The sequence below is a fragment of the Streptomyces sp. NPDC056296 genome, assembly GCF_042268605.1.
GTDB lineage: Bacteria > Actinomycetota > Actinomycetes > Streptomycetales > Streptomycetaceae > Streptomyces.
In genome coordinates this window covers 1-21,979 of record NZ_JBHJRX010000046.1, presented here as the reverse complement: position 1 = coordinate 21,979, position 21,979 = coordinate 1, and the positions used below count along the sequence as shown (strand labels likewise).

Genomic DNA, 21,979 nt, shown 5'->3' with positions numbered 1-21,979 from the left:
TGTCTCCGCTCCGCTCCAGCCCGGCCGGCGCCCGTACCGCGCACTCAGCGATCAGCCGTCTGACGCCAGAAAAGGGGTACGGCGTGGCTGGGGCGGTCTGCTCCGCGAGCCACCTTGGCGCGAGCCTCGCAGATCATCGCCCCAACGTCGTGCTTGACCGGACAGGTCCACAAACTGCCCGACGCGCCGGAAGCTTCCGGGGCCATGATCACTCGCGCCAAAGCAGCTCCAGGCCAAAGTCGCTCCATCGACCTTGGCGCTCACAGGCGCTACATCCGTCGGCGAAGGAGGACCCGGAGGATCTCACGGAGGTCCTCCGGCGAGCACCGCGACAAGGCCACCAGCCCAAAGAGCAGGTAGACGAAGATGAGGCACACGATGACGATCTCAGGCACGAAAACCCCTCGGGAAAGATCTTGAGAACGGGCACGACAAACCAGGCGCCGTCCGGCGCCAAGTAAGTCGGCCTGAGATCAGGGGCGAGTCCGATGGACTCATTCGCACCAGGCCGAGCAGCACATATTGTTGCTATGCGCGACCCAAGGCTAGCACCACCGGGGTGCCCTCACGTGTCCGATGCGGAACGATCACCGGGGAACAACGGAGAGCGGTGGCAACTGGCTCACAACCGCATAGGTCAGCGTCCTGCCAACACAGCCCCGATCCGTACGCGATCTTCAAGACTGGTGCTTAACGCCGCAGTCAGCGCATCGCCTTCAGCGACGCCCTGTGTCGAAGGAGGTAGTCAGTGGCAGGTGACAGATTGCGGATGGGCCGAGGCGCGACAGCGGTCAGCCAGATAAGGAATTCCGCAATCACAGATTCACCTTCGACCCATGTCCAGCCGGTGAGACGCGTCCCGTCAGAGCGGCTGGCTTTGAGATCCCCCTCACCATCGCCGAGGTTCAGTGCAGCGCCCCGGCCGAGGATAAACACGGCGTCCAAGGGCGGGAGATCCGGACCTTCTCCATTTGCCGAAGGAACTGGCATCGCTGCTTCGAGGCGTTGCTGGAGTGTCTGGAGGGCGACGACGCTTTCCGTCGCAAACAGAAAGTATGGCGGACAGCGATAGAACCTTGACTCGTCAGACGGGTTGGTGAAAGTGAGCGTCCCGTTCATAGTGGTGTTGCGCAGAGTCTTGAACTTTGCGCCCTTATTGAGCGTGTCGTTGAGATCGTTCAGCGTGAGCTTCGACTTGATCTCCCCTGCGGCCGACACGCCTTCGATCAGAAAGATCCCTGGCTCGTGTAGCCCTGTCTGAAAGGGTTGGTCAACATTGGCGACGATGACGTCGGTCTGGGAGGACGTATGGTCTCCAAGGTCAATCACTTCCCCCGTGCCGACAGTAAAGTGACGCGGTAGATGCTTGCTGAGGAAATCCCGGAATGCGCTCTCAACTGCGTCGCCACGAAGGCCAGCGTGCTGGAAACTGCTGCGACTCTCATCGAGCGCTGCGGCAAGCTTCTTATCTTGCGCCTTGAGCATTGCTACCAGATTGCGGTTCAACATCTCGCACCCCTTTCTGACGAACGCCATGTTCGCCGTGCCCCTCAAGTCGTGCTGAAGCCGCAGCCCACGAGGTGGGTGCGTAAGGGAGCACAGCAGCTAAGGCCGACAGGCAGCGTTCCTGTGAGACCTTAACGCGACTGCTATGGCTGCCGTAGAGCAATCCGGCCAGAGCTGCAGACAAGGCGGTTCCGGAGTGCCACCTCCGGACCACGGCCGTACCGCAAGCGCACCAGAGCGAGCGGGGAACAGGGGGAATCACGGTGAAAGCAGCCGTAGCCGTCGCCGCTCTCAGCCCAACCGTTCGCCCAGGTCAGCGCACAAACTGCCCGCAAGTGATCGCATCTTCCCAAGCTGAAAGCCTGAGGCCCCAGAAGCTCGCGTTGGCAGGCGGGTCGGTCCGTCGCGCATGACCCACCAGAACCCAGCGGATCACCGGACACACGCCGGGATACGCTCACGGCCTTGGCTTGGGTCAGCCACCTCAGTTCCGGGGGGAATTATGACGATTTCATCGCGTGGTTGTGTACCACTCAGAGTGACGAGCGCGACCTTCGCCGCTGTGCTGCTCGCTGGGGGAACGAGTGCCTGCGGAGAGGGCCCGGCGAGTAACTCTCCGAATCAGGGCTCGCCCAGGGTGACGCCCGCTACGGCCGTGGCGAAGGCGGCGACGAACTCCGAGCGCATCACGTCGCTCCACTACCGGGTCACCGGGACCGTGCCGGACAAGGGCCGGCTGGAGGCCGAGGCATCCATGAACACGGAACCCCTGACCATGAGTATGAAGATGAACGCGACCGACCAGGGTAGAGACGGCCAGATGGAGGTCCGGTTCGTCGACGAAGTGATGTACGTAAGCGGGAGTGCGATCGACTTCGAGAAGCTGGACGGCAAGAGCTGGTTCAGCGCCGACCCGGCTGTATGGGGACGCAGCGCGGTGGACAACCAGTCCTACGGCATACTGCCGCGTCAGATCGAAGGCAACCCAGCCGTGCAGTCCACGATCCTGACCGCATCCAAGGACGTGCGAAGCATTGGGACGGAGGCGATCGACGGGACCCGGACCACTCACTACAGAGGAACGGTCACCAGTAGCGGCATCGGCGCCGCCCGTGATGCTGCCGCCAGCGAGGCGGCTCGGGAGCGCCAGATCAACAGCCTTGATCAGTTCACAGCGCTACGCATCGAGGGCACGCTCACCATGGATCTGTGGATCGGCGACGACAACCACACCAGGCAGTTCCGCATGCGGGGCGATACATACGCCACACGGAGCGGCGAGGGCAAGCCGCTCTAGTTTGTCGACGGCGAACCCCTCGACTTGACCTTCACCTTCCTCGCCGTTAACCAGCCGGCGACCATCAAGGCACCACCGTCCGCAGGCACCGCTGACCTCGGCGCACAGGTGGACGAAACACAGGCAGGATGAGCAACACCCGGGAGGACTCGCCTGTCCCCCGCCGTCTCAGTTTCCGTCCCATTCGGCGCCGTTCACGACCGTTCAGGGATGACTCGCTAAAGGACGGCACGAGGGTGGGCCGGAAACGGGGAACCGTGAGCAGAAGACGCTACGTCGCCCGGGGCGTGCCGGGTGGTTACCGGATCTGGGACAACCGGGGACGTCGTTGGTGGGGCGATCTCTACGAGTTGTGTCCTGACGATCTCGTGGCCGAGCTCAACGGCCAGGCGGACTATGCACGGATCACTGCGCTGATGAAGCGCTACCGGGCGCAGAAGCGGTAGGTGGCCTAGAGCGTGGATGACGAGCGGCGCGCACCATAACCGCACCAGATCTAGTGGGGAACAGCGGGGGACCCCAGGGGAAGCAGTCGAGCCCGACGAGGCCGCGCCTCTACCATTCGCCCAGGTCAGCGCCCGAACCGGCCGCAAATGATCGCAGCTTCCCAAGCTTAGGTCTCGGAACCTGCCATCACGAGTCGGCAGGAATGGCTGGAGGTTTGGTCCTGTCGGCGAGAAGCTGCACGCCGATCTCCTCGCCATTTTCACGCACCGAAGCTCGCCCCAGCGTGCGTCCATGTTCAGGCGCCCGTAATGACCTTGACGACATTGGTGTATGTGCCCGCCAGAACGATGCCCGTTGGCAGTCAGCCCTGCGGGTAGACTCCTTGCTCAGCCTCTGAACTGGGCCCCTCTTGCGCTGACTTGAGGGAGATGGGGGGACGCTTGTGCGTCAAACGTTCGGACTAGGTCCCAGAGGATGCGTGGGCCTCGATGACTAGCCCAACTCCGCCAACTCAGGCGACGCAAGCTTCCGCAGGGGGCTCACACCCGGCTACGGGGGAGCCGTCTGCAGTCATCACTGTGACAACCGCAGACGGCGAGACTCCGCAGACGAGCGGTGCAGCGACGACCGCCAGCACTACCAGCGCGCATGACCCCTGGATGAAGGTTCTTCACTGGGCGTTTTTCAGCGTAATCTTCGCCGTACTTCCAATTGCAGCTGGCTACTTAATTGACGCTACTCGCCAGGGAGACCGGTCGTTCTCCGACCTCATCAGCCACGGTGAGCTCTATATCGTGTCTGCTGGTCTAACTGCGGCGGCAGTCGGACAATCTTTCATGAAAAAGAGCAACAAACACCGTTTCCTTCATGCCATTTTGACGTTCACGAACATCGGCCTATTCTTTCTGACGTCTTTTCTGTATGCAGATGCGGTGGCTCCGAACGCTGCGAATGACCCTGAAGTGCGTCGCGATGTCATGGCGGAACTTTCCCTTTGGTTCTTCGCGATCACCCTGATCACTACAGGTGCTAGCACCGTGCTTGCTGAGGTGGAAGAGTGATGGAAGCTACTGACTTTATTGCCGTGGTGGGAGCAGCCACTGGCTCCGTCTTGGCTGCAGCGTTCGCCTATACCACCCTTCGAATTGCCAGCCGATCACGACGGTATGCCGAGGAAGCAAGTTTCAGAGAGCAGAGGACAAACATCACGATTGAAGGAAATGGGCGGGTGATCAATATTTCCGATGCCCATCTCCTTACTAGCGATCAGTTCGCTGAACTAAGAAGAATCATCGATAATGAGATGCCGTCAGCGTCGCAGGAACAGGCCAGCAGCACACCCACGGTGCCTCTCACGCGAACCGACGATGTGACTGACTAAAGGACGCTCGCGCCCTTGGCCTCCGCTGCACCGCCAGCGCACCAGATAGAGCGGGGAACAGCGGGGAATCACGGTGAAAGCGGCTCAGCATGAGGAGGGGCAAACGGGGCGTTTGTCCAGGTCGGCGCCCGAGTCGCCCTGAAATGCCCGCAGCTTCCCAAGCTGATGGCTCCGCGTGTGAGACCTGTAGCTTCCGCAAGCAGTTGCCCCACAGTCGCCCCCTGCCCGCGCAGGCTCTGCCAGCCTCGCTTCATGGGGCGTTGCGCTGGGGTGATACGGCAGGGACGAGCGTGCGGAAACCCGGCCGGACGGAACAGCTACTGCCATTTGCACGGTGGTGGAGGCCGACGAAGCCGAAGCCCACGTGTCTCTACTCCTCCCCGACTTCCGTGCATGCCGGCGCGTCCGGAACCACAGCCGCGACGCAGGCGCAGAGGGTGGTTCTGGTGGCTGAGGTGGCTCTTCATGGGTTGGTTCGAGGCGCTGCGTAACGCGGTAAGCCGACGCTCATGACGGTGCTGGCTGGGCCGTCTTTGGGCCGTCCGAAGACGCTCGACAGTGGCCGATGACGACCAACGACGACCACCAGGCGCACGAGACCACCTCCCTTGAACAGCGAAGACGCGGGCCACCAAGATCCCCGACAAGACCCAGGGCAAGAAGAAGTAGGTTCTCCGATAACGACCCTTACCCGCGCCCTTGGGCTCGGGTAAGGGGGCGTTGAGCGTCCCCCGGGCACGTTCGGCCGGCCCCGGCCGGCGAGCGGTCCGGGCGGGCCGTGACCGCATCGTCCCAGGGGAGACGCCACTCATGAATACGCCACCATCGCCGTCCGGAGCCGAGCACGCGGGCGGGTCGTCCGTCAGGCTGGGCGCTCTCGTCCCGCTGACGCGGCCCGGCTGGGTCGAGGCGGGTCGGCATCTGCTCGCGGGACTCGAGCTGGGTGTGCGCGAGGTCAACGGCGCCGGTGGGATCGGGGGCAGGCCGCTGGAGTTGGTGGTCCGGGACACCGCGGCCGATCCTGAGCGGGCCGCGGCGGCCGTGGAGGAACTGGCCGGCCTGGGCGTGGCCGCTGTGGCGGGCGAGTACCACAGTGTCGTCGCCCGCGCCGCCGCCGCCCGGGCCGATGCCCTTGGGGTGCCGTTCCTCTGCTCGTCCGCGGTGCTCGACGCGCTCACCGAGGAGCCGACGGAGTGGGTCGCGCGCCTGGCCCCGGCCCAGTCCCACGGCTGGCGGATCTATGCGGACTTCCTCCTCGGCGCCGGCCGGGGCCGGATCGCGGTGGCGACCCAGCCGAGCGTCTACTGGGCGTCCGGGACCCGCGTCCTGCGGGACCATCTCGCTCCCCGCGGTGGCACCGTCGTCGAACTCGACACGAACGCGCTCACCCCCGAGGCCCTGAGCGACGCGCTCGTCGAACAGGGCGCGACGGCACTCCTCCTGCTGGTCGGCCACCCGGAGCCGGCGGTGTCGATCGTCAGGGCCGTCCGGGGCGACCGGCGGCTCGCGGGGCTCCTGATCGGCGCTCCGGCCGGTCAGCCGGAGTTCGCCGAATGGGCCGCGGAGCTGGGCGAGGACGGCGCCGGGATCCCGTTCCTGCGCTACCTGCCCGAGTGCCTCGGTCCGCTCGGCGAACGCGTCGGGAAGGAACTCCACGAACGGCTGGGCGAGGCGCCCTCCTTCGTCGCTTATGAGGGCTGGGACACCGTCGCCGTCCTCGCCGAGGTGCTGCGTTCCCACGGCACGGACCGGGCGGCCATCGCCGGGTCATGGCCGCGCGTGGAGGTCGAGGGCACCCGTGGGCCGATCCGGTTCTCCCGCACGCCGGACATCAGCGTCTGGCAGTGGGCCTGGACGCCCGTCCGAGTCGTCGACCGGGACCCGGCGGAGCCGGATCGCCTTCGGGTCCTCCACGCCGGCTGAGCGACTACCGGGCGTATATACTGGAGCGCATCTTTGATATACGTGGAGGTGTCGCCGGTGAGCCGGACCGTGATCGACCTGGATGATCAACTGGTCGCAGACGTGGCCAAAGCGCTGGGCACCAGCACCAAGAAGGAGACGGTCAACACCGCCCTGCGTGAAGTGCTGGAGAACAGGCGTCGTGCGCTGGCGCTCACCCGGTTGCGCTCCGCCGCGGCGGCGGGCGCCTTCGACCTGGATCTCTTCGATGAGAAGGGGAACTACCGTCGGTGAACGCCGCGCAGTTCCTCATCGACACCAGCGCACTCGCCCGCCTGCTGCGGGGCGACGCCGAGCAGTACGGATGGGACCAGGCGGCCGCCGCCGGGCTCATCGCCACCTGTCCCATCACTGAGCTGGAGTTCTTCTACAGCGCGCGCTCCGCCGCGGACCGTACGCAGGGCGTCGAGGACCTGCGCGTGCTCTTCGGGTCGGTGCCGGTGGACGACCGTGCCTACGACCGGGCCTGGCAGGTCCAGGAGATCCTCACCCGACGCGGGCAGCACCGCAGTGCCGGTCCCGTCGACCTCGTGGTGGCCGCCACCGCCGAGTTGCAGGGGCTGACCCTCCTCCACCGCGACCGTGACTTCGAGTGCGTCGCCGCCGTCACCGGTCAAGCGCTCCAGTGGTACGGGCCCGAGGCCGGCAAGTAAGGGCGCGCTACGCGGTGCGCCGCCGTGCGTACACCTCGATCTCGATCTTCATGCGGGGGTCGGCGAGGCCGCACATCAGCATGGTGGCGGCCGGGCGGACCTCGCCGAAGGCGCGGCGCAGTGCCGGCCAGCAGGGCTCGAAGTCGGTGCGGTCGGGGAGCAGGTAGCGGACCCGGACCACGTCGGCGAAGGTGCACTTCGCCTCGGTCAGGGCGGCCTCGATGTTGCGCAGGCACTGCTCGGCCTGTTCCACCACGTCCTCGGAGATCGTCATCGTGGTGTAGTCGAAGCCGGTGGTGCCCGACACGTGCACCCAGTCGCCGTCGACCACGGCACAGGCGTAGCCGATCTGCTCTTCGAACGTCGAGCCGCTGAGGATGGAACGTCGCTCTGTCATGCACGGCACATTAAGGGGTGCGCGGCCGGCGCTGGCAGGTCTTTCCCTGGTCATCGACTGGGGCCGACCGTCGGTTGGGTCCCGGATGGTATCGAGCGCAACGCGGGGTCGGTCAGGCCCCGGTGCCGCCGTACAGCGTCGACAGGTCGATGAGTTGGACGTCCGGTGAGGTGGCGGCGGCGTGGTGGGCCTTGTCGTTGAAGCCGGCGCCGCTGAAGCAGAGGAGTTGGGTGCGGCTGGTGTCGTAACGGCCGGTGCGGGTGATGACGTCCCGGATGCGGCGGAGTCGGTCGATGTGGGCGATGCCCATGGTGTCGTTCCACTTGGCCTCGCCGATCGCCAGCAGCGGAGGTTTGGTTCCGTCGGCCACGCCGATGACGGCGACGTCGACCTCGTGCGACGTACGTGCGGACGGGTCGCTGACGACGCCCTGGCCGACGTGTGCGGGGAGGCCTCCGAGCAGGTCGGGGTCGGCGTGGTGCAGCGCCCACTCGCGGCAGACCTGTTCGAAGTGGGGGCCGAGGACGTTGGCGACGTAGCGCCGGCGGCCGGCCTGCCAGACTCGGGCGGCGTTGCCGGGGCGTTCGAGTTGGGGCCAGACCGGTCGCATCACCGCGTGGTAGAAGGCGATCAGGGGTTCGGCGATGCGGTAGGTGGAGCGGTTGGTGCGGAACGCGTCCGCCTCGCGCTGGAGCAGCCCCGCGTCTTCCAGGACGTTGATCGGGTGGGCGATGTCGGTGGCCTTGCGTTCCAGGTATCCGGCCATGCCGCCACGCGTGGTGTTGCCCTCCGCGACCGCACCGAGTACCGAGAGGTAGAGCGCGGTGTCGCGCAGGTCGGGTTCCTCGGCCAGTAGGTAGCGGGCTTCGCGGAAGAGGGGGGTCTCCGGGTTCAGCACGGTACGGACGACCCAGTCGTCGAAGTCGTCCGGGCCGGACGGGCTGTCACCGCGTGCGAACTCCCTGCGATAGGCGGGGGTTCCTCCGAGGATGGCGTGCACTTGCAGGGCGAGGCGTGGATCCGTGATGCCCCAGAAGTCCGCGGCCAGCCGGTGGTCCAGGGGGCGGACGACGAGTTCAAGGCCCGCCCGGCCGCGCAGCGGCGCGTTTCCGGACAGCAGCCCGCCCATGAACGACAGCGCGGAACCGCAGAGCAGCAGGCGAGCCCGGGAGCCGGTGCGCTGTTCCCGGAGCGGCCGGAACGCGTTCTGGATGATCGACGGCAGCTCCGGGTTGGCCTTGGCCAGGTAGGGGAACTCGTCGATCACGACCGGTACTGGCCGCTCGGCGCCCAGCGCAAGCAGCGCGTCCACCGCTTCGTGCCAGTCGGCGAAGTGGTACGGGCTGGGCGGCCGGACATGTGCGGTGAGGGCCGCGCTCAGTCGGCGCAGTGACTCGGCGTCGGCAGCCTCCGTCGCGCCGAAGTAGAACCCGCCTGCCGCTTCGCAGGCCGCCTCGAGCAGGAAGGTCTTGCCCTGTCGTCTCCTTCCGGAAACCACACCCAACGTCGCGCCGGGCTGGGTGTCGGTGACGAACCGGGTCAGCGCCGCCCACTCGTAGTCGCGGTCGAACATGTCGACGGGCTTCTTCATCCGCGCCTCAAGTTATAGGGGTACGTTTTTATAAACTGTACCCCTATATATTGCGGCGAGCGGCGAGCGGTGAGCGGCCTGGCGCAGCCTCGGCCCGCCGTGCGTATACCTAGCCCGGCTGCCCCGGCGCCCCGCGTCAGCTCGCCGTCGTCAGCCGCCCCCGGCGCTCCCGCCGCCCTCGCAGGGCGCTCCAGGTGGCGCCCAGCGCCAGCGACTGGACCAGGGCCGAGAGCACGATGCCGCCGATGAAGAACCACGTCGGGGCGTCGCCGCCCCAGCCCGCCTCGCCGAGCCAGGCGACGAAGCCGAAGGCCGGGAAGGTGAACAGGGCCGGCCAGACCCAGATGAGTGACGCGTCCGGGGCGGACGTGAAGAGGGGTTCCAGTGCGGCGACGGTCATCGCGCCGCCGACCAGGGTCAGGTAGGCCGCCGAGGCGCGGTTTGCGACGGTCAGGCGAGTGAGGGTGCGTATCCGGCTGGTCCGGTTGGTCTTCATCGGGTGTCGTCTCCCCTTGGTCGGCGTCCTGTGTCCCAGGGTCGGACGGGGGCGGGCGCCCAGGCCTGAGTACCCGTACTCAAGTCGGGCGACGCGACACCCAGGGGATGGTCTATACCGTCAGCGGGACCTCGTGGATCTCGTCCGCCTTGTGGCCCGCGCGTTCGTGGACGCGTTGGACCGCGTCGGCCGACGGGGCCTCGGAGAGGCAGTAGACGGTGCCGGAGTCCGGGTCCGCCCACGCGTGTTCGAAGTGGACGTCCTCGTCCTTCTCGATGGCGAGGTCCGCCTGGTGGGCCTTGTGGAGCTGGTCCGAAGTGATGCCGTGCATCCCGTGGTGCACGTCCATGAAGTGAGCCATGGCCTCGCACCCCCTTCGAGGGTCTTTCCTCCAGGGTGCGCCCGTACGGCGGCCGGGGCGAACCCGGCCGCCGTAGTGCTGCCGGTGCGTCAGCCGCACTGGCACGGATTGCCCGACTGGCAGCCGCAGCCGCAGCCCGAGCCGCAGCCGCATGCGGCGATCAGGGGCAGGCTGCGGGGCTCGGCGGGCTGCTCGGTCCGGCGTTCCTCGGTGGGGGCGGGCTTGGTGCTGGGGGAATCGGCCATGGGTTCCTCCTGGAGGCTGGTGCCTGGGCCCGTTGCACGGCTGGTGCCTGGGCCCATTGCACGCCCCCGGTGGCCGTCGCATCAACGGCGCACTGGGGTGACCGCGCGCGCCCCTGTCCCACGCCGGGCCCCTCCCGCCCGGAGGGGTGCTAGGCCCCCTCGACCTGCGTCGGCGGCTGGATGTCCGCCTGGAGGTCGTTCACGTGCTCGCCCGTGACCAGGTAGACGACGCGCTTGGCGACCGAGACCGCGTGGTCGGCGTAGCGCTCGTAGTAGCGGCCGAGGAGGGTGACGTCGACGGCCGTCTCGATGCCGTGCTTCCAGCGGTCGTCCATCAGGTGCTGGAAGAGCGTGCGGTGGAGGAGGTCCATCGCGTCGTCGTCCTGCTCCAGCTGGAGGGCCAGGTCGACGTCCTTGGTGATGATCACCTCGGCCGCCTTCGCCATCAGGCGCTGGGCGAGCTGGCCCATCTCCAGGATGGTCGCGTGCAGGTCGCTCGGGACCGCCCGCTCCGGGTAGCGCAGCCGGGCCAGCTTGGCCACGTGCTGGGCGAGGTCGCCCGAGCGCTCCAGGTCGGCCGACATCCGCAGCGACGTGACGACGATCCGCAGGTCGGTGGCGACCGGCTGCTGCCGGGCCAGCAGGGCTATCGCCCGGGCCTCCAGTTCGTGGTGGAGCTCGTCGACCTTCTGGTCGCCCTCGATCACGTTCTCGGCCAGCTTCAGGTCCGAGTCGAGAATGGCGGTCGTGGCGCGCCCGATCGCCGACCCGACCAGCCGGGCCATCTCCACCAGGCTGTCGCCGATCGAGTCCAGTTCCTCGTGGTACGCGTCCCGCATCAGGGTTCCCTCTCGTACGTCCGTTTAGGGGGCTCGCACTTGCTCGCAACCGGCTCGCACCCCTTGCCGTGCCCCCACGCTTACACGTTCCGGCCTGTACGCGTCCGTTTCCGGCATCACAAATGAACCATCCCTGGCTCCAAGGTGAACTCTGGGCGACGAGTGTTCGAGGTCGCAGTCCGATGGCTGGGGCGGGGCCGTTCGGCATGCCTAACCTGGATGCATGGACGTGAACGCGGCGGTCGCCGCAGCGGCAGCGATCGCCGGAGTACTCACCGGCGTCATCGCCATGCTGGCGTTCCGCTGGAGCGAGCGCGATCAGAAGCGCCCCACGCGCACCTCGCTGCACACGGACCCCGTGCTGCCGCCCGGCGTGGACACCGTCCTGTCGGTGCTCCGCTCCTCCGCGGTCGTCCTCGACGAGGCCGACGCGGTGGTCAAGGCCAGCTCGGCGGCGTACGCCCTCGGCCTGGTCCGGGGCGGCAAGCTCGCCGTCGAGCCCATGCTGCAGATGGCCCGGGACACCCGGCGGGACGGGGAGATACGGCAGGTCGAGCTGGATCTGCCGAGGCGGGGCAACGGGCGGGGGGAGGCGCTGGCCGTCTCCGCACGCGTCGCGCCCCTCGGGTCACGGCTGGTGCTGCTGCTGGTCGAGGACCTCACCGAGGCCCGCCGCATCGAGGCCGTACGCCGCGACTTCGTCGCCAATGTGAGTCATGAGCTGAAGACGCCGGTGGGCGCGCTCTCGCTGCTGTCCGAGGCCGTGATGGACGCCTCCGACGATCGGGAGGCCGTGGAGCGGTTCGCCGGGCGCATGCAGATCGAGGCGACCCGGCTGACCAACCTGGTGCAGGAGCTCATCGACCTGTCCCGGGTCCAGAACGACGACCCCCTCGACGACGCCGAGCCCGTCCGGGTGGACGAGCTGGTCGCCGAGGCCATCGACCGCTGCCGGCACGCGGCCGGCACCAAGCAGATCACCATGGCCGCCGGAGGAACGGCGGATCTGCACGTACGCGGCAACCGCGGCCAGCTCGCCGCCGCCCTCGGCAACCTCGTCGAGAACGCCGTCAACTACTCGCCCGCCCGCACCCGCGTCGGCATAGCCGCCCGCCGCGTCAACGCCCCCGGCGGCGATCAGATCGAGATCGCCGTGACCGACCAGGGCATCGGCATCTCGGAGAAGGACAAGGAGCGCGTGTTCGAGCGCTTCTACCGCGTCGACCCGGCCCGTTCCCGGGCCACCGGAGGCACCGGTCTGGGTCTCGCGATCGTCAAGCACGTGGTCGCCTCGCACGGCGGGGAGGTCACGGTGTGGAGTGCCGAAGGCCAGGGCTCCACCTTTACGCTGCGACTGCCGGAGTCGGGCCCCGCCCGCGACCGCGCACAGCGGCGCCCCGACCGCGCCGGACTCAGTGCCGAGACCGAGCGGTCCCCCTCATCCCCCCATACTTCCCCGTACGAAACGCTTCCCGCCCCGGAGGTCCTTCCGTGACCCGTGTGCTCGTCGTCGAGGACGAGGAGTCCTTCTCCGACGTCCTGTCGTACATGCTCCGCAAGGAGGGTTTCGAGGTCGCCGTGGCGACCACCGGCCCCGACGGACTCGACGAGTTCGAGCGCAACGGCGCCGACCTCGTGCTCCTCGACCTGATGCTGCCCGGCCTGCCGGGCACCGAGGTCTGCCGCCAGCTGCGCGGCCGCTCCAACGTCCCCGTGATCATGGTGACCGCCAAGGACAGCGAGATCGACAAGGTTGTCGGGCTGGAGATAGGGGCCGACGACTACGTCACCAAGCCCTTCTCCTCCCGCGAGCTGGTCGCCCGCATCCGCGCCGTACTGCGCCGCCGCGGCGAGCCGGAGGAGGTCACCCCCGCCGCGCTTGAGGCCGGCCCCGTCCGCATGGACGTCGACCGGCACGTCGTGACGGTGGGCGGCACGAAGGTCGACCTGCCGCTCAAGGAGTTCGACCTGCTGGAGATGCTGCTGCGCAACGCCGGCCGCGTGCTGACCCGCATGCAGCTGATCGACCGGGTCTGGGGTGCCGACTACGTCGGTGACACCAAGACCCTCGACGTCCACGTCAAGCGGCTGCGCGCCAAGATCGAGCCCGACCCGGGCGCGCCGCGGTACCTGGTGACGGTGCGCGGGCTCGGCTACAAGTTCGAGCCGTAGAGCGGCCGGGCGCGCGTCGCCTGCGCCCTCGACGGCACGTGGTACGACGAAGGGCGGGACCTCCGGAGAGGTCCCGCCCTTCGTCGTACGGTGCTCAGTGGCCGGCGTCGGTGCCGGTCCCCTGCGAGGTGCCGTCGGTCGCCGTACCGGCGTCGGTGCCGCCCTCGGTCCCGTCCCCGGCCTCGGTCCCGTCCCCGGCATCGGTCCCGTCCCCGGCATCGGCGGACTCGCCGGTCGCGGGGTCCGTCGTGCCGTCGGTCGGGGCGCCGGAGGTCTGGCCGTCGGACGGCTCGCCGGAGGCCTCCTGCGACGGCTCCGCCGACGCGCCGGGGGCCGCCGGGACGTCGCTCGGGCCCCACTTCGAGAAGTAGCTCTCGGCGGGGACGACGAAGGCGCGCAGGCTCACCTCGCCGGTCTTGCTGAAGGTGAAGGTGATCTTCTGTGCGTTGCCGTCCTGGATGGCCTCGCGGCTGCTGGGCAGGACGGCGGAGGCGTTGCCCTCGCCGCCGAGGACCAGGGAACCGCCGGCCGGGACGGTCAGGCCGCCGTTGCCGCCCTGCTCGCCCTCGGCGGGCTTCAGCTCGGCGGACTTGCCGGTGCCGGCCACGGTGATGGACTCGAGCGTCTGGTCGGACCTGCCGTTGTTGAACAGGGTGGCGGAGACCACGGCCGGGCCGGTCGACTCCAGGTCGGGCTGCGTGATGACGATCGCGTTCTGGATCTGGAGGTCACCGACGGTCGTCGCGGCGTTGTCCGGCTTGATCTCCAGCGTCTGGGCGTTGTGACCGGCACCGCACGCGGCGAGCGAGGCGATCGAGAACGCGATGGCGGCGGCGGCGAGGGCACCGCGTCGAAGGCTGCTGCTCACGGCGGCGGCAACTCCTTGGACTCGAGCGGGGTGGCGGCAACGGATAAAGCCGCCCTAAGTGTCTGTCAGCGGCTTCAGGCTACCGAGCCGTTCCCGGGCCGCCGCACCCGACCCTCCCCCAAGACGCCCCGCTTCGCCCGGCAGGCGGTAGGGCCGGCGCGCGGACGGGGTGCGCGGACGGGGTGGGCGGCGCGCTCGTTCCGTGACCGGTTCCCGTGTCGCTTTGTGGCTCGTACTCGTCCGTCATTCACATAAGAAGCCGACTGGCATACCGGTGGTCGATCGGCGCACGAATTTTCCGTGAAGGAATGCGCGGGCGGCCAGGAAATTGATCATCGGAGGGTCGGTCGGGGCACCTCGTGATCAATTCCGGATTCGTCCGGAAGCCCGCCACGGTCACCGAACGGAGTAGCGGAAGTCGCACGCCTGGAACCGGACATATGGGGATCTTCGGACAGGTGGGAGGGCCTCCGGATGTGTGTGACGTGCGCGTTTCGTCCGGCCTGAAGAGCTGCTCCGACCTGCGAATTCTTTCTTCCGCTCGCCCGGCGCAGCACGTTCCTGTCGCTGTTGTCAAGCCCCGAGATATGCCCTGACCTGCGAAAACGCCATTCAGAAGACGCCGTATCCGTGTTACCCTGGATAGCCACGGAAGGGGTACCTGTCACATGACGTTCAAGGTTGGCGACACCGTGGTCTATCCCCATCACGGGGCCGCGCTGATCGAGGCTATCGAAACTCGCCAGATCAAAGGCGTGGACAAGACCTACTTGGTGCTGAAGGTCGCCCAGGGCGATCTGACGGTACGTGTGCCAGCGGACAATGCGGAGTTCGTCGGCGTGCGTGATGTGGTTGGTCAGGACGGGCTGGACCGGGTCTTCGAGGTGCTGCGCGCGCCGTACGCCGAGGAGCCCACGAACTGGTCGCGTCGTTACAAGGCAAATCTGGAGAAGCTCGCCTCCGGCGATGTCATCAAGGTCGCGGAAGTCGTACGCGATCTGTGGCGTCGTGAGCGCGAGCGTGGACTCTCCGCCGGTGAGAAGCGCATGCTCGCCAAGGCCCGCCAGATCCTGGTGAGCGAGCTCGCTCTCGCGGAGAACACCAACGAGGACAAGGCGGAGGCCCTGCTCGACGAGGTGCTCGCCTCCTGAGGCTCTGAGGCGAGGCGCAGACCCGCCCGCTCGGTTCAGCGCACTGACATGCCGCGGTGCCCGATGACATCCTTTGCTGTCGCCGGGCGCTGCGGCATGTTCGTACCCGGATCGAGTCCTCGTACGATCACTCCGGGAGACTTCCCCCGGTCTGCGCGGTCCTGGGTCCGCGTGGTCCCGGGTCCGCGTGGTCCTGGGTCTGCGTGGTCCAGGGCCTGAGTGGTCTTGGCGTGCCGGGCCCGGGTTGCTGGCTCGACCAGGGTCACGGAAGGGTCCGGTCAAGGCGTCGCGCCCGGCACGGTGAGGCCATACCCAACTAGGTCGAGCACACAAACCTGACAGGAACCGATGTCTGACGAATCGCGTCCCTCGCCCGCCGAGATGCCCGCCGGTACCCGTGCGAACACCCGAACCGCGGCCGTGATTCCGGCCGCCGGCCGGGGCGTTCGGCTCGGTCCGGGCGCTCCGAAAGCCCTCCGCGCGCTGGGCGGCACGCCCATGCTCGTCCACGCGGTCCGGGCGATGGCCGCCTCCCGCGCGGTCTCCCTCGTCGTCGTCGTGGCCCCGCCCGACGGAGCCGCCGAGGTCAAGAGCCTGCTCGACGCGCACGCGCTGCCGGAGCGGACGGACTTCCTCGTCGTGCCGGGCGGCGAGTCGAGGCAGGAGTCCGTACGGCTCGGCCTGGACGCGCTGCCGGCCGACTACGACACCGTCCTCGTGCACGACGCCGCCCGGCCGCTGGTGCCGGTCGACACGGTGGACGCCGTGATCGAGGCCGTACGGGAGGGCGCGCCGGCCGTGGTGCCCGCGGTGCCGCTCGCCGACACGGTCAAGCAGGTCGAGCCCGCCGCCGTGCCGGGTGAACCGGAACCGGTCGTGGCGACACCGGAGCGGGCGCGGTTGCGCGCGGTGCAGACGCCGCAGGGGTTCGACCGGGGGACGCTGGTGCGCGCCCACGAGACGGTGACCGGCGATGTCACCGACGACGCGAGCATGGTCGAGCAACTCGGGCTCACGGTGATGGTGGTGCCGGGGCACGAGGAGGCGTTCAAGGTGACGCGGCCGCTCGACCTGGTGCTGGCGGAGGCCGTGCTGGCGCGCAGGAGGCTGAACGATGGGTTCTGACATTTATGGCACTGCTGGCACTTCTGACACTGGCACTTCTGATACGGACGGGCTGCCCGTGCTGCCCCAGGTTGGCATCGGTACGGACATCCACGCCTTCGAGGACGGGCGGGACCTGTGGTGCGCCGGGCTGAAGTGGGAGGGCGAGGGGGCCGGACTGGCCGGGCACTCCGACGCGGACGTCGTCGCGCACGCGGCGTGCAACGCGTTGTTCTCCGCGGCGGGGGTCGGCGACCTCGGGCAGCACTTCGGTACCGGACGGCCGGAGTGGTCCGGGGCGTCCGGGGTGACGCTGCTGACGGAGGCGGCGCGGATCGTGCGGGCGGCGGGGTTCCGGATCGGGAACGTCGCGGTGCAGGTGGTCGGAGCGCGGCCGAAGATCGGCAAGCGGCGGGACGAGGCGCAGAAGGTCTTGTCGGAGGCGGTGGGGGCGCCGGTGTCGGTGTCCGGGGCCACGACGGACGGGCTGGGATTTCCTGGGCGGGGGGAAGGGCTGATGGCGGTGGCCACGGCGTTGGTCGTGCGGGTGGGGTGAGCGGGGTGGGGTGTGTCCTGGGCCGGGGGTGTGTCGCGCCGGCGTCGGGCGTGCCGCGCGGGGCTCCGCCCCGCACCCCGCCAGGGGCTCCGCCCCTGGACCCCGGCCTATGCCCACCCACCACCCGACTCGGTCGGGCAAGAGGCCGGGCTTGTCTCGCGGGCTCGGTCGGGCGAGAGGCCGGGCTTGTCTCGCGGACTCGGTCGGGCGAGAGGCCGGGCTTGTCTCGCGGGCTCGGTCGGGCAGGACGCGGTAACAAGCGGGCACGTGCGCCCGTGGCACTGCCCGCCGCCTACTACCCTGGAGTCGTGACTATTCGCCTGTACGACACCAGCGCCCGGCAGATTCGTGACTTCGCCCCCCTCACGCCGGGCTGCGTCTCGATCTACCTGTGCGGTGCCACCGTGCAGGCCGCCCCGCACATCGGGCACATCCGGTCGGGGCTGAACTTCGACATCATGCGCCGCTGGTTCGCGTACCGCGGCTACGACGTCACCTTCATCCGCAACGTCACCGACATCGACGACAAGATCATCTGGAAGGCGGCCGAGCAGGAACGCCGCTGGTGGTCCATCGGGTACGACAACGAGCGCGCGTTCAACGACGCCTACGACGCCCTCGGCTGCCTGCCGCCCACCTACGAGCCCCGCGCCACCGGCCACATCACCGAGATGGTCGAGATGATGCGCGGCCTCATCGAGCGCGGGCACGCCTACGAGGCCGACGGCAGCGTCTACTTCGACGTACGGTCCCTGCCCGGGTACCTGTCGCTGTCCAACCAGGACCTCGACGAGCTGCGCCAGCCCTCGGGCGAGGGCGAGGTCGGCAAGCGGGACCCGCGGGACTTCGCCATGTGGAAGGCGGCCAAGCCCGGGGAGCCGAGCTGGGAGACGCCGTGGGGGCGGGGGCGCCCGGGGTGGCACCTGGAGTGCTCCGCCATGGCGCACAAGTACCTGGGCGAGGAGTTCGACATCCACGGCGGCGGGATCGACCTGATCTTCCCGCATCACGAGAACGAGATCGCCCAGGCCAAGGGGTTCGGCGACGCGTTCGCGCGGTACTGGGTGCACAACGCCTGGGTCACCATGAGCGGCGAGAAGATGTCCAAGTCGCTCGGCAACAGCGTGCTCGTGAGCGAGATGGTCAAGCAGTGGCGCCCGGTCGTGCTGCGGTACTACCTGGGCACCCCGCACTACCGCTCCACCATCGAGTACAGCGAGGAGTCCCTGCGCGAGGCCGAGTCGGCGTACGCGCGCATCGAGGGCTTCGTGCAGCGCGTCACCGAGCTGGCCGGCCAGGCCGTCGAGCCCTGCGCCGAGGTGCCGCCCGCCTTCGCCGAGGCGATGGACGACGACCTGGGCGTGCCGCAGGCGCTGGCCATCGTGCACACCACCGTCCGGCAGGGCAACAGCGCGCTGGCCGCCGACGACAAGGAGGCCGCGGTCGCCCGCCTCGCCGAGGTCCGTGCGATGCTCGGGGTGCTCGGCCTCGACCCGCTGGCCCCGCACTGGGCCGGGGAGCAGGAGCAGGGCGAGGATCTGCGGCACGTCGTCGACAGCCTCGTACGCCTCGTCCTCGACCAGCGGGAGGCCGCGCGGGGGCGTAAGGACTGGGCCACCGCGGACGCCATCCGCGACCAGCTGGGACAGTCCGGTCTGGTCATCGAGGACGGTCCGCAGGGGCCCCGCTGGAGCCTCGGCTCCCGCTGATCCCCCGCCCGGTTCACCGAAGCCCGGGGCCCATCGGTCGCGCGGGTTCCGTAGATCGATTGTGCCGCCCGGCCTCCCGGGCGGCACACTGCATAAGACGCACGATAAGACGCACGTTTTACGCACACTCCCGTAGAGAGCGGAGACAGGTAACTCATGGCCGCGAACAACCGCCGCATGTCCGGCAAGAAGGGCGCGCAGGTCGGCAGCGGCGGCAAGCGACGCCGGGGCCTGGAAGGCAAGGGGCCGACGCCTCCCGCCGAGATGCGCAAGGGGCACGCCAAGCAGCGCGTCGCCAACGCGAAGGCGCGTCGCGCCACGGGACGCGCCCCGCAGCGGCGTGGCGGCGGACGGTCGACGTCCGAGCTCGTCGTCGGCCGCAACCCCGTCTTCGAGGCGCTGCGCGACGGCGTGCCCGCCTCGACGCTCTACGTCCAGCAGTTCATCGACAACGACGAGCGGGTGCGCGAGGCGCTCCAGCTCGCGGCCGAGCGCGGCGGCATCAACCTGATGGAGGCGCCGCGTCCCGAGCTGGACCGGATGACCAACGGGCTCAACCACCAGGGTCTCGTCCTCCAGGTCCCGCCGTACGAGTACGCGCACCCCGAGGACCTGGTCGCCGCCGCCCACGACGAGGGCGCGGACCCGCTGATCGTCGCCCTCGACGGCGTGACCGACCCGCGCAACCTCGGTGCCGTCGTCCGCTCCGTCTCCGCCTTCGGCGGTCACGGCGTCGTCGTGCCCGAGCGGCGCGCGGCCGGCATGACGGCGGGCGCGTGGAAGACGTCCGCCGGTACGGCCGCCCGTACGCCGGTCGCCCGCGCCACCAACCTCACGCGCGCGCTGGAGTCGTACCAGAAGGCCGGCATCACGGTCGTGGGCCTCGCCGCCGACGGCGAGGCCGAGCTCGGCGAGCTGTCGGCCCTCGACGGCCCCGTGGTCATCGTGGTCGGCAGCGAGGGCAAGGGGCTCTCGCGGCTCGTCGGGGAGACGTGCGACTTCCGGGTGCGGATTCCGATGCCCGGTGGCGCCGAGTCCCTGAACGCCGGTGTGGCGGCGGGGATCGTGCTGTACGAGGCGGCGCGTCGGCGGAGCTGACCCCCGGTCGGAGCTGACCCCCGGTCGGAGCTGACCTCGGGTCGGAGCTGACCTCGGGTCGGTGTGGGGCGCGGCGCGGTGTCCCGCCGGTCGGAGGCCGGCGCAGCCGTGCGAAGCCGCGCAGCGTGCGAGTGCGGCAGAGCAGAGGGGTCGCCGGTGTGGCGGCGGGGATCGTGCTGTACGAGGCGGCGCGTCGGCGGAGCTGACGCGGGCGCGGGGCGCGAGGTCCCGCCGGTCGCCGTAGGGGGAGCGAGTGTTCGACTCGGTCCCCCACACGGGGTGTTCCGGGCGGTCCGGGCAGGCTTGACGCGGTCCGGACAGTTCAGGGCGGTCAAGGCAGTGTCCTAACGACACATCACTCGGTTAGATGAGTGTGGACACCAGAACACCCCGCACACCCACGGGGGACCGCTCGTCGGGAATCGACGACGCTCCCGCGCTGAGCATGGTGAAGGTGCCGAGCGATCCGGCCCAGGTCATCGTCAATCACGCGAGCTTCCGCGTGCAGTTCGGTGCCTCCGCGCGGCGGACCCAATCCCCGCGGATCGCGCGGCACTTGAGCGCCACCCAGGACACCGCCCGCATGCCCGTAGCAGGTGCCGCGGGCCCCGCCGCCCCGGCCGCCGCCCGCCGTCGCGCCCTCGTGTGGAGCGGGCGGTCCGACCCGGACGACACCGGCGCACACCGGCTGCTCCAGGCGGTGCGGGCCGGAGCCGGTCACCACGCCGAGGACCCGGTCGCCGACGCCGGAGCCACGCAGGTCATCCCCCGCGTCGACATCGACGGGGGCGCCCCGGGCCACGACGGCTATGACGGCTACGACGACGGGCCCGCCACCCAGACCCTGGAGACCCCGCTCGTCGGCGCCCAGCGCGGCCCCGTCCCCGACGGCACCCGGCTGCTGCCCGCCATGCGCACCGTCGGCAGCACCTACGACGAACCCGCCTACACCGGCGACGACTTCGGCTCCGGCCCCGGTCACGACGGCTATGACGACTACGACGGCTACGACGACGAGGCGGAGCCGGCCGAGCCGCGCACCAGGCGCCACGCCGACGACCCCGCGCGGCACGCCTACTTCCCCGGCCGCCGCATGAACCTCGGGGTCGTGCTGCTGCCGCTGCGCGTCTTCCTCGGCTTCATCTCCATCTACGCCGGCATGGGCAAGCTCTGCGACCCCGTCTACTTCGACGGCGGCGAACGCGGCTCGATGGTCAAGTGGCTCAACACCCTGCACCCCTGGGACGTCGCCGAGCCGCTGCGTCAGTTCGCCCTCGCCCACCCCGTCGGCGCCGGGCTCGTCATCGCCTTCCTCCAGGTGATCGTGGGCGTGCTGACCGTCCTGGGCTGCTGGCAGCGCGTCGGCGCCATCATCGGCGCGGGCCTGTCCGCCGCGCTGCTCGTCACCGTCAGCTGGAAGAGCGTCCCCGTCTACGACGCGCCCGACATCATCTACCTCGCCGCCTGGTCCCCGCTGATCATCGCCGGCGCCCCCGTCTACTCCGTGGACGGCCGGCTCGCCGGCAGTGCCTGGCGCCGGCTCGGCCCCCGCGCCGACATCTGGGACCTGCGCCGCTACGTCCTGCGGCGCGGCGCCCTCATCACGTTCCTGGTCACCGGCGTCACCCTCCTCGTCGGCTCGCTGCTCGGCGGCGCGGTCCGGGACGCCGACCGCGTGGTCGTCCCCGGCCCTGGTGAGGCGCCGCGCAACGAACTGCCCGGCACCCCGCTCCCGCAGGAGCCCGGCACCCGGAAGCCGAAGACCCCCTCGGCCTCCGCCTCACCCACCCAGGGCGCCACCAGCGGCGCGGCCACACCCTCCGAGGACGCCGCGGCCACGTCCGGGGCGACCCGCGACAGCGGCACCGCTCCCGGCGGCACCACGCCCAGCCAGACCCGGGGCAGCACGGGCCAGGCCCCACCGCAGCAGTCCTCCCCGGTCGGCCAGGCGCCTAGTGTCACGGCCGGACCGACCGCCGGCGGCAGCACGACCGGCGGCGGCAGCGGCTCGACCGGCGGTACCGCGGGCGACGGCGACGGCGGCGGATCCTCGTCGACCGGAGAGCCCGGCAGCCGCCTCGTGGGCGGCCTCCTGGGCTGACTCCGATCCAGGGCCGGGAAGTTGTGGCCACTCACAGGCGGTGAG

Annotated in this window: 23 protein-coding genes; 15 read left to right on the top strand and 8 right to left on the bottom strand. The window is 69.4% G+C overall.

The features are described 5' to 3' along the window. Positions 1-702: 702 nt before the first annotated feature. The gene (locus ACFCZF_RS29340) at positions 703-1,536 is read right to left on the bottom strand and encodes a DUF6602 domain-containing protein (RefSeq protein ID WP_376674189.1); all 834 of its coding nucleotides are present in this window, start codon (positions 1,534-1,536) and stop codon (positions 703-705) included. 625 nt (positions 1,537-2,161) lie between these two features. On the opposite strand from ACFCZF_RS29340, the gene ACFCZF_RS29335 reads away from it, so the two are divergent. The 7 genes from ACFCZF_RS29335 (at position 2,162) to ACFCZF_RS29305 (ending at position 7,246) form a co-directional block, all read left to right on the top strand. Next, positions 2,162-2,803, top strand: coding sequence for a hypothetical protein (locus tag ACFCZF_RS29335; protein ID WP_376674188.1), 642 nt, complete (start codon positions 2,162-2,164; stop codon positions 2,801-2,803). A 257-nt stretch (positions 2,804-3,060) separates the two neighbouring features. Further along, positions 3,061-3,249: a hypothetical protein gene (locus ACFCZF_RS29330; protein ID WP_376674187.1), complete on the top strand. Its 189-nt coding sequence runs from the start codon at positions 3,061-3,063 to the stop codon at positions 3,247-3,249. A gap of 579 nt (positions 3,250-3,828) precedes the next feature. Next, complete coding sequence (locus ACFCZF_RS29325; protein WP_376674186.1) at positions 3,829-4,311, top strand: hypothetical protein; 483 nt, start codon at positions 3,829-3,831, stop codon at positions 4,309-4,311. Further along, a complete protein-coding gene (locus ACFCZF_RS29320) occupies positions 4,311-4,631 on the top strand; it encodes a hypothetical protein (RefSeq protein ID WP_376674185.1) in 321 nt (106 codons plus the stop codon). The genes ACFCZF_RS29325 and ACFCZF_RS29320 overlap by 1 nt, the downstream gene beginning before the upstream one ends. Positions 4,632-5,441: 810 nt before the next feature. Continuing rightward, positions 5,442-6,554, top strand: coding sequence for an ABC transporter substrate-binding protein (locus ACFCZF_RS29315; RefSeq protein ID WP_376674184.1), 1,113 nt, complete (start codon positions 5,442-5,444; stop codon positions 6,552-6,554). A gap of 57 nt (positions 6,555-6,611) precedes the next feature. Beyond that, positions 6,612-6,827 carry a type II toxin-antitoxin system VapB family antitoxin gene (locus tag ACFCZF_RS29310; RefSeq protein WP_375912409.1) on the top strand — a complete coding sequence of 72 codons (216 nt, stop codon included), beginning with the start codon at positions 6,612-6,614 and terminating at the stop codon, positions 6,825-6,827. Next, complete coding sequence (locus ACFCZF_RS29305; protein WP_376674183.1) at positions 6,824-7,246, top strand: PIN domain nuclease; 423 nt, start codon at positions 6,824-6,826, stop codon at positions 7,244-7,246. The genes ACFCZF_RS29310 and ACFCZF_RS29305 overlap by 4 nt, the downstream gene beginning before the upstream one ends. A gap of 7 nt (positions 7,247-7,253) precedes the next feature. Here ACFCZF_RS29305 and ACFCZF_RS29300 read toward each other — a convergent pair whose 3' ends face one another. The 6 genes from ACFCZF_RS29300 to phoU all read right to left on the bottom strand — a co-directional run bounded on the left by ACFCZF_RS29300 (position 7,254) and on the right by phoU (position 11,175). After that, complete coding sequence (locus ACFCZF_RS29300; protein WP_376674182.1) at positions 7,254-7,643, bottom strand: RidA family protein; 390 nt, start codon at positions 7,641-7,643, stop codon at positions 7,254-7,256. 112 nt (positions 7,644-7,755) lie between these two features. After that, positions 7,756-9,234, bottom strand: coding sequence for an ATP-binding protein (locus tag ACFCZF_RS29295; RefSeq protein WP_376674181.1), 1,479 nt, complete (start codon positions 9,232-9,234; stop codon positions 7,756-7,758). 136 nt (positions 9,235-9,370) lie between these two features. Continuing rightward, entirely contained in the window at positions 9,371-9,730 is a 360-nt protein-coding gene (locus tag ACFCZF_RS29290; protein WP_376674180.1) for an SCO4225 family membrane protein, read from the bottom strand. Between the two features lie 112 nt (positions 9,731-9,842). Next, positions 9,843-10,091, bottom strand: a complete 249-nt coding sequence (locus ACFCZF_RS29285; RefSeq protein ID WP_375924740.1) for an SCO4226 family nickel-binding protein — start codon at positions 10,089-10,091, stop codon at positions 9,843-9,845. A gap of 89 nt (positions 10,092-10,180) precedes the next feature. Continuing rightward, positions 10,181-10,336: a hypothetical protein gene (locus ACFCZF_RS29280; protein WP_375924738.1), complete on the bottom strand. Its 156-nt coding sequence runs from the start codon at positions 10,334-10,336 to the stop codon at positions 10,181-10,183. 149 nt (positions 10,337-10,485) lie between these two features. Continuing rightward, a complete protein-coding gene (gene phoU, locus ACFCZF_RS29275) occupies positions 10,486-11,175 on the bottom strand; it encodes a phosphate signaling complex protein PhoU (RefSeq protein WP_375924736.1) in 690 nt (229 codons plus the stop codon). A gap of 223 nt (positions 11,176-11,398) precedes the next feature. On the opposite strand from phoU, the gene ACFCZF_RS29270 reads away from it, so the two are divergent. Continuing rightward, complete coding sequence (locus ACFCZF_RS29270; RefSeq protein ID WP_376674179.1) at positions 11,399-12,670, top strand: sensor histidine kinase; 1,272 nt, start codon at positions 11,399-11,401, stop codon at positions 12,668-12,670. After that, complete coding sequence (locus tag ACFCZF_RS29265) at positions 12,667-13,347, top strand: response regulator transcription factor (RefSeq protein WP_310872655.1); 681 nt, start codon at positions 12,667-12,669, stop codon at positions 13,345-13,347. The genes ACFCZF_RS29270 and ACFCZF_RS29265 overlap by 4 nt, the downstream gene beginning before the upstream one ends. Positions 13,348-13,441: 94 nt before the next feature. On the opposite strand, the gene ACFCZF_RS29260 is transcribed toward ACFCZF_RS29265, so the two are convergent. After that, positions 13,442-14,215 (bottom strand): DUF461 domain-containing protein, encoded by a 774-nt coding sequence (locus ACFCZF_RS29260; RefSeq protein ID WP_376674178.1) that lies wholly within the window; start codon positions 14,213-14,215, stop codon positions 13,442-13,444. A gap of 668 nt (positions 14,216-14,883) precedes the next feature. Here ACFCZF_RS29260 and ACFCZF_RS29255 point away from each other — a divergent pair. From ACFCZF_RS29255 to ACFCZF_RS29230, 6 genes are all read left to right on the top strand, one after another. Beyond that, positions 14,884-15,366: a CarD family transcriptional regulator gene (locus tag ACFCZF_RS29255; RefSeq protein WP_003953493.1), complete on the top strand. Its 483-nt coding sequence runs from the start codon at positions 14,884-14,886 to the stop codon at positions 15,364-15,366. 348 nt (positions 15,367-15,714) lie between these two features. Beyond that, on the top strand, positions 15,715-16,491 hold the full coding sequence (ispD, locus tag ACFCZF_RS29250) for a 2-C-methyl-D-erythritol 4-phosphate cytidylyltransferase (RefSeq protein WP_376674177.1): 777 nt from the start codon (positions 15,715-15,717) through the stop codon (positions 16,489-16,491). Further along, a complete protein-coding gene (ispF, locus tag ACFCZF_RS29245; protein WP_376674176.1) occupies positions 16,481-17,026 on the top strand; it encodes a 2-C-methyl-D-erythritol 2,4-cyclodiphosphate synthase in 546 nt (181 codons plus the stop codon). Before ispD ends, ispF begins: the two co-directional genes overlap by 11 nt. 308 nt (positions 17,027-17,334) lie before the next feature. Beyond that, entirely contained in the window at positions 17,335-18,735 is a 1,401-nt protein-coding gene (gene cysS / locus ACFCZF_RS29240; RefSeq protein WP_376674175.1) for a cysteine--tRNA ligase, read from the top strand. 156 nt (positions 18,736-18,891) lie between these two features. Beyond that, positions 18,892-19,833 carry a 23S rRNA (guanosine(2251)-2'-O)-methyltransferase RlmB gene (gene rlmB / locus ACFCZF_RS29235; RefSeq protein ID WP_376674174.1) on the top strand — a complete coding sequence of 314 codons (942 nt, stop codon included), beginning with the start codon at positions 18,892-18,894 and terminating at the stop codon, positions 19,831-19,833. A gap of 367 nt (positions 19,834-20,200) precedes the next feature. After that, positions 20,201-21,934 (top strand): DoxX family membrane protein, encoded by a 1,734-nt coding sequence (locus tag ACFCZF_RS29230; protein WP_376674173.1) that lies wholly within the window; start codon positions 20,201-20,203, stop codon positions 21,932-21,934. Positions 21,935-21,979: the final 45 nt, after the last annotated feature.